The following is a 17,724-nucleotide window of genomic DNA, read 5'->3' on the forward strand; positions in this document are numbered from 1 at the left end:
GGCAGCTGGTGGTAGAACTTGCGGATCACCGCGACCTGGCCCGCGCCCAGGGTGCCGTCGCGTTGTCCGGCGGCGGTGGCGGGCAGCATCGGGCCCAGCGGTTCGCCGGTCAGGCCGTGGCGCGGGCCCAGGTCGCGTGCCTCGTTGAGGCGGCGGGCGGCTTCGGCGCGGCTGATCAGCGTCGCCTCGGCGATGGCCTGGACTGCTGTGCCGCCGAGTTCGACCGAAGGTGCTTGGCGGGCCAGGGCATTGATCACGGGGTGCTCGACGGCCGGGATGCGCCGGCGCTGCTTTTCGCAGCGCGCCAACACCGCCAACTGTTGGCGCGGCTTCAGCGCGTCGACGTTCAGCGCGCACACGCGATCCCAGGCGGCATCGAGCGCGTCGAACGCCGCCTCGACATCCTGCTCATCACTCACACCGCCAAACTAACGATGCCCACCGACAAAAATCGGCGCCCAGAGACTACTGAAACCACAGTGGCACAAGTGATTTCGATATGCGCTTTCGGTATCCGGAATATCGCCCGCGGGCGGCGGCAGACCGCTCTCAGTCGCGCTCGGGCGGATTCGTCGCGTACACCCACGACAGGAATCGCGCAACGGCCTCCGCGGACCGATGCGCCCGCGGCGAGCTGAAGATGTCGAAAGCGTGCTGGGCGTGCGGCAATTCGGCGTAGGCGACCGGGTTCTTGGATACCGCGCGCAGTTCCTCGACGAACTCCTCGGCCTCACCGACCGGGATGAGCGAATCGTCGTGGCCGTGCAACACGAAGAACGGCGGCGCGTCGGCGCGCAGCCGCCGGATCGGTGAGGCATCGACGTAGATGTCGCGGTGGGTGGTGAATTTCTTTTTGACGACGAACTTTTGGAGCAGATCCACGAATTCGCGCCGGCCCTCGCCCTCGGTGGAGAACCAGTCATAGCGCCCGTACACCGGCACCGCGGCCACCACCGACGTGTCGGCGTCCTCGAAGCCCGGCTGGAACTTCGGGTCGTTGGGCGTCAGGGCGGCCAGCGAACACAGGTGGCCGCCCGCGGATCCGCCGGTGATCGCCACGAAGTTGGGATCCCCGCCGTAACGGGAGATGTTCTCCTTGACCCACGCCAACGCCCGTTTGACGTCGACGATGTGGTCGGGCCAGGTGTGCCGCGGCGACACCCGGTAGCCGATCGACACGCACACCCAGCCGCGGGCGGCCAGGTGGCTCATCAGCGGATAGGCCTGGGGGCGGCGCATGCCGATCACCCAGGCGCCGCCGGGCACCTGCAGCAGCACCGGCGCCTTGCCGTCGCGCGGCAGGTCGTGGCGGCGCCAGATGTCGGCGAGGTTCGCGCGGCCGTGGGGACCGTAGGACACCACGTTGGTCTTCTGGACGTACCGGCGGCGGGCCACGGTGTTGCCCAGTGGCAGCATGCGCCGCCCGCTGCGCCGCGGTTCCGTCTGGGGCAGCTTGGCCAACGCCTCTTCGTAGTCGTCGCCGAGTTCCTCGCGCAGCCCGGCCTCCAGCACCGGGCCCGGGGTGGTGACCCCCCGGTACTTGATCACCGCCAGGATGGCCCAGGACGCCGCCGTCAGCGCCAGCGCCGCCTTGCCGCGCCGCCCCGCGAAATCGCCGCGCCGCCCCCGCCGCAGCGCATCGAGCAGCGAGGCGGAGAAGTACACGCCCGGCACCTCGGAGGCCGGCCAGCCGAACCAGAAAACCAGGACGGTGCTGTAGCCCTTGCGGGCCAGCGGGCGTAATCCGTTGGCGGCGTTGGCCAATTCGAGCGCGGCCCGCGCGAGTGGCCGGGGTTTCCGCAGGGTCCGGGCGAGCCGCATCAGCCGGTCACCCGCGCTTGCAAATCGGCGCGCAGGATCTTGCCGGTGCTGCCGCGGGGAAGTTCGTCCAGCACCGTGATCTCGCGCGGGATCTTGTAGTTGGCCAGGTTCTCCCGCACGTGCTGCTTGAGCGCCTCGGGCGCGGCGCCCGCGTCGAGCGCGGCGCCGGGCTCGAGCACCACGAAGGCCGCCAGCCGCTGCCCGTATTGTTCGTCGTCGACGCCGATCACCGCCGCCTCCGCCACGTCGGGATGCGCCGCCAGCGTTTTCTCCACCTCGATCGGGTACACGTTCTCGCCGCCGGAGACGATCATTTCGTCATCGCGGCCGACGACGAACAGGCGCCCCGCCTCGTCGAGGTATCCCACGTCGCCCGACGACATGAACCCGGCGTGAAAGTCCTTGGTACTCCCCGAGGTGTAGCCCTCGAACTGGGTGTTGTTGCGCACGTAGATGCTGCCGACCTCACCGGTGGCCAGTTCGTTGAATTCCGGGTCCAGGATCCGGATTTCAGTCCCGCCGGCGGGCCGGCCCGCGGTGTCGGGCGCGGCCCGCAGGTCCTCCGGGGTGGCGGTCGCGATCATGCCGGCCTCGGTGGCGTTGTAGTTGTTGTAGATCACGTCGCCGAACGCGTCCATGAACGCGATGACCACGTCCGGTCGCATCCGCGAACCCGATGCCGCGGCGAACCGCAGCGACCGCCCGCTGTAGCGGCGCCGCACCTCGGCGGGCAGCTCCATGATGCGGTCGAACATCACCGGCACCACGGCGAGCCCGGTCGCCTGATGGCGGTCGATGAGGTCCAGCGTGGCCTCGGGGTCGAACTTGCGCCGGGTGATCACCGTGCAGGCCATGGACGCGGCGAAGATCAACTGAGAGAACCCCCAGGCGTGGAACATCGGCGCCACGATCACGATCTTCTCCTCGGCCCGCCACGGCGTGCGGTCCAAAATCGCCTTGAGCGTGCCGATTCCGGCGTTGCCACCGGTTTGGTTGGCGCCCTTGGGAGTTCCGGTGGTGCCGGAGGTAAGCAGGATCATCCTGCCCTTGCGGCCCGACCGCTGGGGCCGTTGCCCGGCGTACTCGGCGATCAGCTTCTCGACGGTGAGCTCGTGTTGCCCATCGGTCCAGGCCACGATGCGGCTGGCGTTCGGCCTGTCGGCCAGCGCGCGGTCCACGGTTGGGGTGAATTCCTCGTCGTAAACCACGGCGTCGACGCCCTCGCGGTTGACCACCTCGGCAAGCGCCGGCCCGGCGAACGACGTGTTGAGCAGCACGACGTCGGAGCCGATCCGGTTGGTGGCCACCACCGCCTCCACGAAGCCGCGGTGGTTGCGGCACATGATGCCCACGACTTTCGGCTGACCCGCGGGCAAGTGTTGCAGCGCGGCGCCGAACGCGTTGATCCGTTCGTCGAGCTCGCGCCAGGTCAGCGTGCCGAGTTCGTCGATCAGGCCGGGACGGTCCGGGCAGCGCTGCGCCGCGCTGGCGAAGCCCACCGTCATGCCCATGCCTTCGCGGCGCATGGCCGCCGCCATCTTGAAGTAGCGGTCGGGCCGCATCGGCGCGATCATGCCGGCGCGGCTCAGCGTGCTGACCAGGCCCAGGGTCTCGCTCAGTGGATTCGCCATGGTTCAGCCCAGGATCGGGAAGCGACGCTTGGCGGCGAGTTCGGTCAGGGCGTCCTGCATCACCGACCGCACATGCTCGTCGACCTCGTCCACATCCGGGTCGTCACCGAACTGCTTGGCGATGTCGATGGGCGGGAGCACCTGCGTCACGATCTTGGTGGGCAGCGGCAAATTCGGCGGAATGACCGCACTCAGGCCGAAGGGGAAGCCGAACGACAACGGCAGAATCGCGCTGCGCAGCAAGCGTTTAATGCCCAGCCGCTCGGCCAGCCAGGTGCCGCGGGTCAAATAGAACTGCGTCTCCTGCCCGCCGATCGACACCGCCGGCACGATGGGCACGCCGGCTTCGATCGCCGTGCGGATGTAGCCCTTGCGGCCGTTGAAGTCGATGACGTTCTCCGACAGGGTGGGCCGGTAGGCGTCGTAGTCGCCGCCGGGGAACACGATCACCACCCCGCCGGAACGCAGCGCCGCTGCCGCGTTCTCCCGATTGGCCCTGATGTATCCGGTGCGCCGGAAGAATTCCGCGGTGGGTCCGGTCATCAGGATGTCGTGGCTCAGCGTGTAGACCGGCCGGTCGTAGCCGAGTTTGTCGTAAAAGTGGACGCTGAAGATCGGAACGTCCATCGGGAACATGCCGCCGGAGTGGTTGCCGACCACCAGGGCTCCACCGGGCGGGAACGCCTCCAGTCCGTGCACCTCGGACCGGAAATAGGTCTTGAGAACGGGGCGCATCACCGCCATCAGGCGCTGGGTCAAGCCGGGGTCGAATTTGCCGATATCCCCGCCGTCGGGGTTGCCGTTGTCGGTCACGTTCCCTCCTTGACGCTCGCACTGGGCCGCTTCGCCGAGTCGAGTCCCTCGATGGTAGCGACCGGGCCTCGGTTGCTGTCACGGTGTTTCGCCCATTGCGCAACCGGGCATATGGTGTGGGCCGGGTCGGGGCGCTATTGTTACGGCGCCCTAAGTAATCCTCGAGTAAAGGGGACCCGATGGACGTAGCCGGTCTGTCTCACGAGCGTGGCGCCCGCTCGAGTGCCACCCGCAGATCGGCCGGCACCCGGGACCGGCGCGGGCGCCGCGCCCACCCCGCCGCGGTCCGCGCGGAATCAGCCCGCCCGGGTCAGGAAACGTCACGGCCCGCACCGGCCGCCGGTGCGCTCGCCGCGCCGGGCACCGCGGACGAGCTGCAGGCCGATTACTTCGTCCGACTGCTCGCCGGCCGGCGCGGCCTCATCGATCAGCGCATCGACGAGTATCAGCGCAAAATCGGCACGGCGGAGGCGCGGGGCGACCTGGACGCCGTGGCGAACTACCGCCGTCTGGCGCGCATCGCCGAGCAGGATCGGCGGACCCTGGACGCGCTGATCGACAAACTGCGGCGCCGATTCGTCCGCCGGACGGCGGGTGCCGCCGCGCCGCAGGCACGCCCGGTGGCTCGCCGGTCCGCGTCGGGCCTGCGCTGAATCATCGCTTCCCGCAACAGTTCTCGCCGTAGGGCGGTCGATCGGGTGGTTGACGCGCAGCGCTGAGGCGCACAATGCGGCGCACCCGCGTGGCGGTGCCGATACATTCAATGGGCCAGCTGGTTTCTAGACAGGAACGAGGCCGCCCATGGGATTCATGGCTCCAGAGTTTCCCGACGTCGACCCGCAGACGTGGCTCAGCCTGCCGCGTTCGACGAGGCGCCAGATCATGACCCGCCATTGGGTCGAACACGGCTTCGGTTCGCCGTACGCGGTCTATCTGTTCTACCTATTCAAGATCGCCGGGTACGCCGCCGGCGCCGCCGCGGTGATCTCCCTGACGCCGGGGCTGGGCGGGCTGGGCCACCTCACCGACTGGTGGACGCAGCCGATCGTCTACCAGAAGCTGGTCATCTTCACGCTGCTGTTCGAGATCCTGGGCCTGGGCTGCGGCTCGGGGCCGCTGACCGCGCGGTTCTGGCCGCCGTTCGGCGGGTTCCTGTATTGGTTGCGGCCCAACACCATTCGGCTGCCGGCCTGGCCGGACAAGGTGCCGTTCACCCGCGGCGACAGCCGAACGGTGGCCGATGTGGCGCTGTATCTCGTCGTGCTGGGCTCCGGCGTCTGGGCGCTGCTCTCACCGGGGCGGGGCGGGCCGGTGACGCCCGCGGGCGACGTCGGCCTGATCGATCCGTGGCTGGTGGTGCCAGCGATCGTCGCGCTCGCGCTGCTGGGGCTGCGGGACAAGACCGTCTTCCTGGCGGCGCGCGGCGAGCACTACGGGCTGACGCTGCTGGTGTTCTTCTTCGGGTTCACCGACCAGATCGCCGCCTTCAAGATCATCATGCTGGCGCTGTGGTGGGGCGCGGCGACATCCAAGCTCAACCACCACTTCCCGTACGTCGTGGCGGTCATGATGAGCAACAGCCCCTTGCTGCGCAGCCGGGCGTTCAACTGGTTCAAGCGACGGCTCTACCTCGACCCGGTCGACGACCTGCGGCCGTCGTGGATACCGAAGGTCATGGCCCATGTCGGCGGGACGACGGCCGAATTTCTGATTCCGCTGGTCCTGGTGTTGTTCGCCGACGGTCACCGGTGGGCGTGGTTCCTGATCGGCTTCATGGTGCTGTTCCACCTCAACATCACCTCCACCATTCCGATGGGGGTGCCGTTGGAGTGGAACGTCTTCTTCATCTTTTCGCTGTTCTATTTGTTCGGCCATTACGCCGGTGTCACGGCCACCGGCCTGAGTTCACCGCTGCTGCTGATCATCCTGACCGTCGCGCTGGCGGTGGTGCCGATCGTGGGAAACATGTTCCCGCAACAGGTTTCGTTCCTGCCGGCGATGCGCTACTACGCGGGCAACTGGGCGACCAGCACCTGGTGCCTGCGCAAGGGCGCCGAGGACAAGATCGAGGCGAACATCACCAAGGCGTCGGCGCTGGCACCCAATCAGCTTGCCCGCCTTTATGATCCGCAGACCGCCGAGCTCATGATCGACAAGTTGATGGGGTGGCGGTCCATGCACACCCACGGCCGGGCGCTGGGCGGGCTGGTGTCCCGCGCCCTGCCCGACGGCGCCGACGAGGCCGACTACCTGCTGCGCGACGGCGAAATCATCGCCGGACCGCTGATCGGGTGGAACTTCGGCGAAGGCCACCTGCACAACGAGCAGCTGCTGGCCGCCGTGCAGCGCCGCTGCGACTTCGACGAGGGCGACGTGCGGGTGATCATCCTGGAAGCCCAGCCGATCCAGCGCCAGACGCAGGCCTACCGCATCGTCGACGCCAAGACCGGCCTCGTCGAAGAGGGCTACGTCGACGTCGCGGACATGCTGAGCCGGCAGCCCTGGCCCGAGCCCGGCGACGACTACCCCGTCCACGTCACGACGGTCCATGCGTAAGGCCGTCGTCGTCGGCGCCGGGCCCAACGGCCTGGCCGCGGCCATCCGACTCGCCCGCGACGGCGTCGACGTGCAGGTGCTCGAGGCGCGCGAGACCGTCGGCGGGGGAGCGCGCTCGGCCGAGCTGACGGTGCCCGGGGTGATCCACGACGTCTGCGCGGCGGCGCATCCGATGGCGGTGGGTTCACCGTTCTGGGACGAGATCGGCCTGAGTCGATATGGACTGACCTGGAAATGGCCGGAGATCGACTGCGCGCACCCGCTCGACGACGGCACCGCGGGGTCGCTGTATCGCTCGATGGACCGAACCGTGGCCGAAATGGGCGCCGACGGACGGCGGTGGCGGCTCGCGGTGGGCGATCTCGCCGCCGGCTTCGACGAGCTGTGCCAAGACCTGATGCGCCCGGTCCTGCATCTTCCGCAACACCCCATCCGGCTTGCTGCCTTCGGACCGCGCGCGGTGCTGCCGGCCACGGTGCTGGCTCGCTGGTTTCGCACCGAGCGCGTACGCGCGCTGTACGGCGGCCAGGCCGCGCACGCCTACACCCGGCTGGACCGGCCACTGACGGCCGCGATGGCGCTGATGTTCATGGCCAGCGGGCACCACTACGGCTGGCCGGTGGCTAAGGGCGGATCGGGGTCGATCATCGCGGCGCTGGCAGCCGTGCTGGCCGAGCACGGCGCCGCGATCACCACCGGCGTCACCGTGACCAGCCGCAAAGACATTCCCGACGCCGACATCGTCATGCTCGACCTGACCCCCGCCGCGGCACTGCAGATCTACGGCGACGCCATGCCCGCGCGGATCAAGCGATCGTATGAGCGGTACCGCCAGGGCTCGTCGGCATTCAAGGTCGACTACGCCGTCCAGGGCGACATCCCGTGGACCAGTCCCGACTGCGGTCGCGCCGGCACCGTGCATCTGGGCGGGACATTCGCCGAGATCGCGCACAGCGAACGCGAGCGGGCGCAAGGACGGATGTACCGGCGGCCGTTCATCATCCTCGGGCAGCAATACCTGGCCGACCCGTCGCGCTCGGCGGGCAATATCAACCCGATCTACGCCTACGCTCACGTGCCATTCGGCTACACCGGCGACGCCACCGAAATCATCACCGACCAGATCGAGCGGTTCGCCCCGGGATTCCGCGACCGCATCGTCGCGACCGTGAGCACCGGCACCGCCGACCTGGCGGCCTACAACCCCAACTACATCGGCGGCGACATCATCGGCGGCGCCAACGACGGGCTCCAGGTCATCCTGCGGCCGCGCGTCTCGGTCAACCCGTACGCGACCGGGGTGCCCGGCGTCTACCTGTGCTCGCAATCGACGCCGCCGGGAGCCGGCATCCACGGCCTGTGTGGGTACTACGCCGCCGGGGCGGCGCTGGGATGGCTGCGCAAGCGTGGCCGCTAACCGGACCGCGTGTGGCCGAGGTCACGGGTGATATACCAGCGCGGCAATGGTAGCCGCCCCTGATCTAGGCTGGCGACGAGCGCAAATCAGCGGACACCGGAAAGAAAAAAGAAAGACGACAGGAGAGACAAGTGACGGTCCGAGTAGGTATCAACGGCTTCGGTCGCATCGGGCGGAACTTCTACCGGGCCTTGCTGGCTCAACAGGAGCAGGGCACCGCGGATATCGAGGTGGTCGCCGTCAACGACCTGACCGACAACGCCAGCCTGGCGCACCTGCTGAAATTCGACTCCATCCTGGGTCGGCTGCCGCACGACGTCAGCCTCGAGGGCGACGACACCATCGTCGTCGGCAACAAGAAGATCAAGGCGCTCGAGGTCAAGGAAGGCCCGGCGGCGCTGCCCTGGGGCGACCTGGGCGTCGACGTCGTCGTCGAGTCCACCGGCATCTTCACCAACGCCGCCAAGGCCAAGGGGCACCTGGACGCCGGCGCCAAGAAGGTGATCATCTCCGCGCCCGCCACCGACGAGGACATCACCATCGTGCTGGGCGTCAACGACGACAAGTACGACGGCAGCCAGAACATCATCTCCAACGCCTCGTGCACCACCAACTGCCTGGGGCCGCTGGCCAAGGTCCTCAACGACGAGTTCGGCATCGTCAAGGGCCTGATGACCACCATCCACGCCTACACCCAGGACCAGAACCTGCAGGACGGGCCGCACAAGGACCTGCGCCGGGCCCGCGCCGCCGCGCTGAACATCGTGCCGACCTCCACCGGCGCGGCCAAGGCCATCGGCCTAGTGCTGCCGGAACTGAAGGGCAAGCTGGACGGCTACGCGCTGCGGGTGCCGATCCCCACCGGCTCGGTCACCGACCTCACCGCCGAGCTGTCCAAGTCGGTCAGCGCCGAGGACATCAACGCCGCGTTCAAGGCCGCGGCCGAGGGCAAGCTCAAGGGCATCCTGAAGTACTACGACGCCCCGATCGTCTCCAGCGACATCGTCACCGACCCGCACAGCTCGATCTTCGACTCGGGTCTGACCAAGGTGATCGACAACCAGGCGAAGGTCGTCTCCTGGTACGACAACGAATGGGGTTACTCCAACCGCCTCGTCGACCTGGTCGCCCTGGTCGGCAAGTCGCTGTAAACCGTGGCCGTCCACACCCTGAAAGACCTTCTCGCCGAGGGGGTTTCCGGACGCGGCGTGCTGGTGCGCTCGGACCTGAACGTGCCGCTGGACGACGGGAATATCACCGACGCCGGCCGCATCACCGCCTCGGTGCCGACGCTGCAGGCGTTGGTCGAGGCGGGCGCCAAGGTGGTGATCACCGCGCACCTCGGCCGGCCCAAGGACGGAGCCGACCCGAAGCTGTCGCTGGCGCCCGTCGCCGCCGCGCTCGGTGAGCAACTCGGCCGGCACGTCCAACTGGCCGGCGACGTCGTGGGCACCGACGCGCTGGCCCGCGCCGAGGGCCTGACCGACGGCGACGTCCTGCTGCTGGAGAACATCCGCTTCGACGCCCGCGAAACCAGCAAAGACGACGGCGAACGCCTGGCGCTGGCCCGCCAGCTGGCCGAATTAGTCGGTCCGACAGGGGCTTTCGTCTCCGACGGCTTCGGCGTGGTGCACCGCAAGCAGGCCTCGGTGTACGACATCGCCACCCTGCTGCCGCACTACGCCGGCACGCTGGTGGCCGAGGAGATCGCCGTGCTGGAGCAGTTGACCAGCTCCACCAAACGCCCCTACGCGGTGGTGCTCGGCGGGTCGAAGGTGTCCGACAAGCTCGGCGTCATCGAATCGCTGGCCACCAAGGCCGACAGCATCGTCATCGGCGGCGGCATGTGCTTCACTTTCCTTGCCGCGCAAGGTTTCTCGGTCGGCAAGTCGCTGCTGGAGACCGAGATGGTGGACACCTGCCGCGGGCTGCTGGACACCTACGTCGACGTGCTGCGGCTGCCGGTGGACATCGTGGTGGGCGACAAGTTCGCCGCCGACGCGACACCGCAGACCGTCGCGGCCGACGCCATCCCGGACGACATGATGGGCCTGGACATCGGGCCGGGCTCGGTCAAACGGTTCACCACGTTGCTGTCCAACGCCCAAACCGTGTTCTGGAACGGGCCGATGGGCGTGTTCGAATTCCCCGCCTTCGCCGCGGGCACCAAGGGCGTCGCCGAGGCGATCGCCGCGGCCACCGGCAAGGGCGCGTTCAGCGTGGTGGGCGGCGGGGACTCCGCGGCCGCGGTGCGCGCACTGGGCATCCCGGAGGGCGACTTCTCGCACATCTCGACCGGTGGGGGAGCGTCGCTGGAATACCTTGAGGGCAAGACGCTTCCAGGTATCGAGGTGTTGAGTCGACCCCAGCCCGACCACAACTAGAAAGGCCCCAGAGTCGTGAGCCGCAAACCGCTGATCGCCGGCAACTGGAAGATGAACCTCAACCACTTCGAGGCCATCGCGCTGGTGCAGAAGATCGCGTTCGCGTTGCCGGACAAGTACTACGACAAGGTCGACGTCACGGTGCTACCGCCGTTCACGGATCTGCGCAGCGTGCAGACCCTGGTCGACGGGGACAAGCTGCGGTTGACCTACGGCGCCCAGGACCTGTCCGAACACGACTCGGGTGCCTATACCGGCGACATCAGCGGCGCCTTCCTGGCCAAGCTGGGCTGCACGTTCGTCGTCGTCGGGCACTCCGAACGGCGGACCTACCACCACGAGGACGACGCGGTGGTGGCCGCCAAGGCCGCCGCGGCGCTCAAGCACGAGCTGACCCCGATCGTGTGCGTGGGCGAGCACCTCGACATCCGTGAGGCCGGCGAGCATGTCAGCCATTGCGAGAAGCAGGTGCGTGAGTCGCTGGCCGGGTTGTCGGCCGAGCAGATCGCCAAGGTCGTCATCGCCTACGAGCCGGTGTGGGCGATCGGCACCGGACGGGTGGCCAGCGCCGCCGACGCTCAGGAGGTCTGCAAGGCGATCCGCGAACAGTTGGCGTCCCTCGCCTCGCCGGAGGTCGCTGACTCGGTGCGGGTGCTCTACGGCGGATCGGTGAACGCCAAGAACATCGGCGAGCTGATCGCCCGCGACGACATCGACGGCGGACTGGTCGGCGGCGCCTCCCTGGACGGCGAGCAGTTCGCCACGCTGGCGGCGATCGCCGCCGGTGGGCCTCTTCCTTGAGCACGGCTTCGCCCAGGTAGGCTGGCCGTCATGCAGTTGGCTTTGCAGATCACCCTGGTCGTCACCAGCATCCTGGTGGTGCTGCTGGTGCTGCTGCACCGCGCCAAGGGTGGCGGCCTGTCCACGCTGTTCGGTGGCGGCGTGCAGTCCAGCCTGTCCGGCTCCACGGTGGTGGAGAAGAACCTGGACCGGCTGACGTATTTCATCACCGCCATCTGGCTGGTGTGCATCATCGGCATGGCGCTGATGATCAAATATCGCTGACGGCGCGCGTGTCCCGCGCGGTCACAGCGCGGCGGTGAGCCTCCACAGCGCTTCGCGGTCGACCGAGTCGGAGCGGTCCAGCGGGCTGAGCACGATGTCGGTGGCTCCGGCGTCACGGTAACGGCGCAACTGGCGGGCCACGGACTCCTCGGGCCCGATCGCGGCGAGGTCGACGACACTGGCGAGGCCTTCCCGGGCGATCACGTTGCGATACGACGGGATGGCCTCATAAAAAGTCAGCTGCTGGGCGGCGGCGCCGCGAGCGCCGTCGACGTCGTCGGACAACAGCACGGGCACCGCGGCGATGACGCGCGGTGCCGGGCGGCCCGCCTCGGCCGCCGCCTTGATGATCTCGGGCACGATGAAGTCTTCGATGGTGCGGGGCCCGGCCAGATAGGGCAGTGTGCCGTCGGCCAGTTCGCCCGTGACCCGCAGCGCCTTGGGGCCCATCGCCGCCACATACACCGGGATCGGTGTGCCGCCGGGCACCCGCACCGGCCAGGTGGGGCTGGCGTGCAGTTCGCTGCCGTGAAAGTCGACGCCGCCGCTGTTGAACACCGACGCCAGGATCGTCAGGTGCTCGCGCAGCCGGGTGATGGTGTTGGGAAAGTCGGTGCCGAAGGCCGGGCGTTCCACCTGGCGGGCACCCAGTCCCAGCCCCAGGCTGAAGTTGCCGTGCGCGGCGGCCTGCGCCGTTTGCGCCAACGAGGCGACGATCAGCGGGTGACGGGGATTGATCGGCACCACCGAGGTGCCCACGCCCAGCCCGGGCACGGCGGCTCCGACGAGCGCGGCGAGCGCGATGGCGTCGTAGTTCTGCTGTTGGGGCAGCCACACCTGCGCGACACCGAGCTCGTGGGCTCGTTGGGCTTGGGCGATCACGTCATCGACGAGGTTGGGGGCATCGGGACGGGCCATGAGGATGATTCCGGTGGACATGTCCGCAACCAACACGGTTGATCGGCCGGTCATTCCTGTTAAATCACGCTGATCTGACCCGCTGGGCGCCATGGTGATTCACGGCCGCGGACGGTCCCCGACGGGCGGGCGCGGACAACCGCGTCGATACTGGGACTCATGGTTGAGGCATCCGAGGGCACGCTGGAACCGATCGGCGCCGTGCAGCGCACACTGGTGGGTCGCGAGGCGACCGAGCCGATGCGGGCCGACATCAGGCTGCTGGGCGCCATTCTGGGTGACACGGTGCGCGAGCAGAACGGTCACGAGGTGTTCGAGCTCGTCGAGCGGGCCCGGGTCGAATCGTTTCGGGTGCGACGCTCCGAGATCGACCGCGCGGAGCTGGCGCGGATGTTCGATGGCATCGACATCCACCAGGCGATCCCGGTCATTCGGGCGTTCAGCCACTTCGCGTTGCTGGCCAACGTCGCCGAAGACATCCACCGCGAGCGCCGCCGGGCGATTCACGTCGCCGCCGGCGAGGCGCCGCAGGACAGCAGCCTGGCCGCTACCTACGCCAAACTCGACTCCGCGCAACTGAATTCGGCCACCGTCGCCGGTGCGCTGAAGGGTGCCGTGGTGGCGCCGGTGATCACCGCGCATCCCACCGAGACCCGCCGGCGCACCGTGTTCGTCACCCAGCACCGGATCACCGAACTGATGCGGCTGCACGCCGAGGGACACGAAGAAACCGACGACGGCCGTAACATCGAACGCGAGTTACGCCGCCAGGTCCTCACGCTGTGGCAGACCGCGCTGATCCGGTTGTCCCGGCTGCAGATCACCGACGAGATCGAGGTGGGGCTGCGCTACTACGCCGCCGCGTTCTTCAAGGTGATCCCGCAGGTCAACGCCGAGGTGCGCGACGCGCTGCGGAAGCGCTGGCCCGACGCGGACCTGCTCGATCAGCCGATCCTGCAGCCCGGTTCGTGGATCGGCGGGGACCGCGACGGTAATCCGAACGTGACGGGCGACGTGGTGCGCCAGGCCACCGGCAACGCCGCGTTCACCGCGCTGGCGCACTACCTGGCCGAACTGACCGCGCTGGAACAGGAGCTGTCGATGTCGGCGCGCCTGGTCGCGGTCAGCCCCGAGCTGACCGAACTGGCCGAGGGCTGCGGTGAGAAGGCCCGCGCCGACGAGCCGTATCGGCGCGCGGTGCGGGTGATCCGCGCCCGGCTCACCGCGACCGGCGCCGAGATCCTGGACCGCCGACCCCAGCACGAGCTGGACCTCGGGTTGCCGCCGTATGCCGCCCCGGGCGAGCTGCGGGCCGACCTGGACGCCGTCGATGCGTCGCTGCGCGCGCACGGCAGCGCGCTGCTGGCCGACGACCGCCTGGCGCTGTTGCGAGAAGGCGTGCGGGTCTTCGGGTTTCACCTGTGCGGCCTGGACATGCGGCAAAACTCCGACGTGCACGAGGAGGTGGTCGCCGAACTGCTGGCGTGGTCCGGGGTGCACCCCGATTACGGTTCGCTGCCCGAAGACGACCGGGTCGAGCTGCTGGCCGCCGAGCTGGCCACCCGCCGGCCGCTGGTCGGTGACCGCGCGGAGTTGTCCGAGCTGGCCCGAAAAGAGCTGGGCGTGGTGCGCGCGGCGGCGCACGCCATCAAGCGCTACGGACCGTCCGCCGTGCCCAATTACGTGATCTCCATGTGTCGTTCGGTCTCCGACGTCCTCGAGGCCGCGATCCTGCTCAAGGAGGCCGGCCTCATCGACGCGTCCGGGGATGCGCCGTACTGCCCGGTCGGCATCTCACCGCTGTTCGAGACCATCGACGACCTGCACAACGGCGCCACCATCCTGCACGCCATGCTCGAACTCCCGATTTACCGCGCCCTGGTGGCCGCCCGCGACGACAGCCAGGAGGTGATGCTGGGGTATTCCGATTCCAACAAGGACGGCGGCTACCTGGCGTCCAGCTGGGCGGTGTACCGGGCCGAGCTGGCCCTGGTGGAGGTGGCCCGCAAAACCGGAATCCGGTTGCGGCTCTTCCATGGTCGCGGCGGCACCGTCGGCCGCGGCGGCGGGCCGAGCTATGAGGCAATCCTGGCGCAGCCGCCGGGCGCGGTGAACGGTTCGCTGCGACTCACCGAGCAGGGTGAGGTGATCGCCGCCAAGTACGCCGAACCGCAAGCGGCCCAACGTAACCTGGAGAGCCTGCTGGCCGCTACGCTGGAATCCACGCTGCTGGATGTGGAGGGCCTGGGCGACGCCGCCGAACCGGCGTACGCGGTGCTCGACGAGGTGGCCGTGCTGGCCCAGCGTGCCTACGCCGAATTGGTGCACGAGACACCGGGTTTCGTCGACTACTTCATGGCCTCCACGCCGGTCAGCGAGATCGGTTCGCTGAACATCGGCAGCCGCCCCACCTCACGCAAACCCACCGAGTCCATCTCGGACCTGCGCGCCATCCCCTGGGTGCTGGCGTGGAGCCAGTCGCGGGTCATGCTGCCCGGCTGGTATGGCACCGGGTCGGCGTTCGAACAGTGGATCGCGGCCGGCCCGGAAAGCGAAAGCGAGCGGGTGGACACCCTGCACGAGTTGTACCAGCGCTGGCCGTTTTTCCGCAGCGTGCTGTCCAACCTGGCCCAGGTGCTGGCCAAAAGCGATCTCGGGCTGGCGGCGCGCTACGCCGAATTGGTGGACGACGAGGAATTGCGGCGCCGGGTGTTCGACAAGATCGTCGACGAGCACCGGCGAACCATCGCCATGCACAAGCTCATCACCGGCCAGGACAACCTGCTCGCCGACAACCCGGCGCTGGCGCGTTCGGTGTTCAACCGCTTCCCCTACCTCGAGCCCCTCAATCACCTGCAGGTGGAGTTGCTGCGCCGCTACCGCTCCGGCGACGACGACGAATTGGTGCAGCGCGGCATTTTGCTGACCATGAACGGGCTCGCCAGCGCGCTGCGAAACAGCGGCTGATAACCCGCGATTCGTCTCCCCGGGCCGGCCCCCCGCGAATACCCTGATTGACGCGACGTCGACCGAGGAGACCAGTGAGCGGATCCGGACTACCCCTGTGGCTCTTTCTGGCCTCGGTCGTGGCGGTGGCGATCGCCATCGCGGTGGCTTCCATCTGGCTGGGCAATCGCATCCTGCCGAGCCGGCGAAACGGCAAGGAACACAATCCGGCGATCGCCTCGTTCCTCACCGTCGTCGGCTTCATCTACGGCGCCCTGCTGGGGTTCACCGTGGTGGCCACCTGGGAACACTTTTCGTCCACTCAGGTCGTCGTCTCCGGTGAGGCGTCGGCCCTGACGACGATGTACCGGCAAACCGTCGCCATGCCCGAACCGGAGCGAACCGAGATCCAGGAGCTGTTGCGCAAATACGCGGGCGCGGTGGCCGGCCCGGAGTGGAACAAGCAGCGCAACGACGGCGCGCGCGCCGCGATCACCCGGATGTATCGCACGGTCGGCCGCCAGCAACCCAACGTCGCGGCGAAGCCGATCAATCAGCAATTCCTCAACCAGTTGAGCGAATTGGCCTCCGACCGCAACGAACGCATCGTCGGCACCAAGCCACGGATCCCGCCCCTGATGTGGGCGGGGTTGATCTTCGGCGCGGTTGTGCTGGTTGCGTTTACGGGTTTCCTGCGGCTGGGCAGCACCGTCGGTCACGTCGTGGTGTCCAGCACGGTCGCGGTGCTGCTGGGTCTGCTGCTGTGCGTCGTGTTCCAGCTCGACCACTCCTATGCCACCGACCAGCGGATCACGTCGGGGCCATTCCAGCACGCGCTGGACATCTTCGATTCGGTCGACAACGACAGCCGCTACTTCCCGCGCTGAGCATCGACGCTGAGGGCGAGTCGGTTCAGCCCTTCAGCAGCTCGCCGACGTGCGCGATGACCGAATCGGTGAGGCCCTGCAGGTCATAACCGCCCTCGAGCACCGCCACCAGCCGCCCGTCGCACAGCCTTTCGGCCGAGGCCATCAATTCCCGGGTGACCCAGGCGAAGTCGTCGGCCGTCATGGTCAGCGAGCCGAGCGGATCGCGTTCGTGGGCGTCGAAACCGGCGGACACGATGATCAGCTCGGGCGAAAAGCCTTGCAGCGCAGGTAGTATCCGATCCTCGAAGGCCGCGCGCAGCTCGGTCCCGCCGTCACCGGGTGCAAGGGGCGCGTTGAAGATGTTGCCCACCCCGGTTTCTCGCACCGCACCGGTGCCGGGGAACAGCGGCATCTGATGTGTGGACGCGTAGAGCACGCTGGGGTCGGAGTAGAAGATCTGCTGGGTGCCGTTGCCGTGGTGGACGTCGAAATCGACGATGGCGACGCGCGTCAGCCCGTGTTTGCGCTGCGCGTGCCGCGCGCCGATGCTGATGTTGTTGAACAGGCAGAAACCCATGGCACGCTCGGTCTCGGCGTGGTGGCCCGGCGGACGGCACGCGACGAACGCGTTCTGCGCGTCACCGGCCAGCACCGCGTCCACGGCCTGCAGCGTGGCGCCGACCCCGCGCAGCGCCGTCTCCCAGGTCGAGGGCTCCATCATGGTGTCGCCGCCGTCAAGGTAGACGTAACCGTCTTCGGGCCGCGCGGCTTCCAACGCGTCCACGTAGCGATTGGAGTGCACATAGCGCGTCGTCGCGAGGTCGGCCGGCTCGGCCTCCGCACGCATCAGCGTGTCGAATTGTGGCCGGCTCAGCGCCGCCGCCACCGCGCGGTAGCGGTCCGGTCGCTCCGGATGGCCGGGCGCGGTCCGATGGTCCGCGAACGCGGAATGGTGCAGCAGCAACGTGGCCATCGAAGGTCCCGCCGGGCGCCTACTGCACGGTCCGGTTGCGCAGCCGGTCCACCAGACCTCGCACCGCGTGCTCGGTGATCGCCAGGGGAGACATCATGGTCTCGCCCACCCGCACCATGTCGTCGACCCGCGCCACGATGGCCTCCACCGGCTCGACCAGCACGATCAGCCGCTTGGCCAGATCGTCCAGGCTGGTCATCGTGCCGTCCAGGTGATCCAGGCCGGCTTCCAGGCGTTCCACCGTGGCGTTGAGGGCCGACAAGACCGTGGAGCAGGTCGAAGACGTCCTCGACGGGTTGAGCATCACCATGAAGGAGCTGAGCAGTTCCCT

Annotated in this window: 16 protein-coding genes; 9 read left to right on the forward strand and 7 right to left on the reverse strand. The window is 68.4% G+C overall.

All coding sequences use genetic code 11. The features are described from left to right. From A5659_RS01065 to A5659_RS01080, 4 genes are all read right to left on the reverse strand, one after another. Positions 1-419 (reverse strand): DUF222 domain-containing protein (locus A5659_RS01065; protein ID WP_156748744.1); only part of this gene is annotated, 419 nt, incomplete at its 3' end. 130 nt (positions 420-549) lie between these two features. Next, on the reverse strand, positions 550-1,821 hold the full coding sequence (locus tag A5659_RS01070; protein ID WP_067144380.1) for an alpha/beta hydrolase: 1,272 nt from the start codon (positions 1,819-1,821) through the stop codon (positions 550-552). Further along, positions 1,821-3,452 carry an acyl-CoA ligase FadD12 gene (gene fadD12 / locus A5659_RS01075; protein WP_067178889.1) on the reverse strand — a complete coding sequence of 544 codons (1,632 nt, stop codon included), beginning with the start codon at positions 3,450-3,452 and terminating at the stop codon, positions 1,821-1,823. Before fadD12 ends, A5659_RS01070 begins: the two co-directional genes overlap by 1 nt. 3 nt (positions 3,453-3,455) lie before the next feature. Then, positions 3,456-4,196, reverse strand: coding sequence for a lysophospholipid acyltransferase family protein (locus tag A5659_RS01080; RefSeq protein ID WP_231997706.1), 741 nt, complete (start codon positions 4,194-4,196; stop codon positions 3,456-3,458). 248 nt (positions 4,197-4,444) lie between these two features. Between A5659_RS01080 and A5659_RS01085 the strand changes: the two genes are divergently transcribed. The 7 genes from A5659_RS01085 (at position 4,445) to secG (ending at position 11,687) form a co-directional block, all read left to right on the forward strand. After that, positions 4,445-4,918, forward strand: coding sequence for a hypothetical protein (locus tag A5659_RS01085; protein WP_231997704.1), 474 nt, complete (start codon positions 4,445-4,447; stop codon positions 4,916-4,918). A gap of 148 nt (positions 4,919-5,066) precedes the next feature. Continuing rightward, on the forward strand, positions 5,067-6,821 hold the full coding sequence (locus A5659_RS01090) for a DUF3556 domain-containing protein (RefSeq protein WP_067178891.1): 1,755 nt from the start codon (positions 5,067-5,069) through the stop codon (positions 6,819-6,821). Then, positions 6,814-8,238 carry an NAD(P)/FAD-dependent oxidoreductase gene (locus tag A5659_RS01095; RefSeq protein ID WP_067178892.1) on the forward strand — a complete coding sequence of 475 codons (1,425 nt, stop codon included), beginning with the start codon at positions 6,814-6,816 and terminating at the stop codon, positions 8,236-8,238. The genes A5659_RS01090 and A5659_RS01095 overlap by 8 nt, the downstream gene beginning before the upstream one ends. A gap of 131 nt (positions 8,239-8,369) precedes the next feature. Then, positions 8,370-9,389, forward strand: coding sequence for a type I glyceraldehyde-3-phosphate dehydrogenase (gap, locus tag A5659_RS01100; RefSeq protein ID WP_066864516.1), 1,020 nt, complete (start codon positions 8,370-8,372; stop codon positions 9,387-9,389). 3 nt (positions 9,390-9,392) lie between these two features. Next, positions 9,393-10,622 (forward strand): phosphoglycerate kinase, encoded by a 1,230-nt coding sequence (pgk, locus tag A5659_RS01105; RefSeq protein WP_067178893.1) that lies wholly within the window; start codon positions 9,393-9,395, stop codon positions 10,620-10,622. A gap of 15 nt (positions 10,623-10,637) precedes the next feature. Continuing rightward, the gene (gene tpiA, locus A5659_RS01110) at positions 10,638-11,423 is read left to right on the forward strand and encodes a triose-phosphate isomerase (RefSeq protein ID WP_067178895.1); all 786 of its coding nucleotides are present in this window, start codon (positions 10,638-10,640) and stop codon (positions 11,421-11,423) included. Positions 11,424-11,453: 30 nt separating this feature from the next. Continuing rightward, positions 11,454-11,687 (forward strand): preprotein translocase subunit SecG, encoded by a 234-nt coding sequence (secG, locus tag A5659_RS01115; protein WP_066864507.1) that lies wholly within the window; start codon positions 11,454-11,456, stop codon positions 11,685-11,687. Between the two features lie 21 nt (positions 11,688-11,708). Here secG and A5659_RS01120 read toward each other — a convergent pair whose 3' ends face one another. Next, positions 11,709-12,626 carry an LLM class F420-dependent oxidoreductase gene (locus A5659_RS01120; protein ID WP_067178900.1) on the reverse strand — a complete coding sequence of 306 codons (918 nt, stop codon included), beginning with the start codon at positions 12,624-12,626 and terminating at the stop codon, positions 11,709-11,711. Between the two features lie 138 nt (positions 12,627-12,764). Here A5659_RS01120 and ppc point away from each other — a divergent pair, with 138 nt between their 5' ends. Both ppc and A5659_RS01130 read left to right on the forward strand, forming a co-directional pair. After that, positions 12,765-15,572, forward strand: coding sequence for a phosphoenolpyruvate carboxylase (gene ppc / locus A5659_RS01125; protein ID WP_067178897.1), 2,808 nt, complete (start codon positions 12,765-12,767; stop codon positions 15,570-15,572). A 74-nt stretch (positions 15,573-15,646) separates the two neighbouring features. Continuing rightward, entirely contained in the window at positions 15,647-16,438 is a 792-nt protein-coding gene (locus A5659_RS01130; RefSeq protein WP_066864503.1) for a DUF4239 domain-containing protein, read from the forward strand. Between the two features lie 25 nt (positions 16,439-16,463). Here the strand turns inward: A5659_RS01130 and A5659_RS01135 are convergent, their stop codons facing one another. Both A5659_RS01135 and A5659_RS01140 read right to left on the reverse strand, forming a co-directional pair. Next, positions 16,464-17,393: a histone deacetylase family protein gene (locus tag A5659_RS01135; RefSeq protein WP_067178899.1), complete on the reverse strand. Its 930-nt coding sequence runs from the start codon at positions 17,391-17,393 to the stop codon at positions 16,464-16,466. Positions 17,394-17,412: 19 nt separating this feature from the next. Then, positions 17,413-17,724, reverse strand: a 312-nt coding sequence (locus tag A5659_RS01140) for a hypothetical protein (RefSeq protein ID WP_231997705.1), incomplete at its 5' end; no start/stop codon positions are given.

Source organism: Mycobacterium sp. 1165196.3, assembly GCF_001673415.1.
Lineage (GTDB): Bacteria > Actinomycetota > Actinomycetes > Mycobacteriales > Mycobacteriaceae > Mycobacterium > Mycobacterium europaeum_A.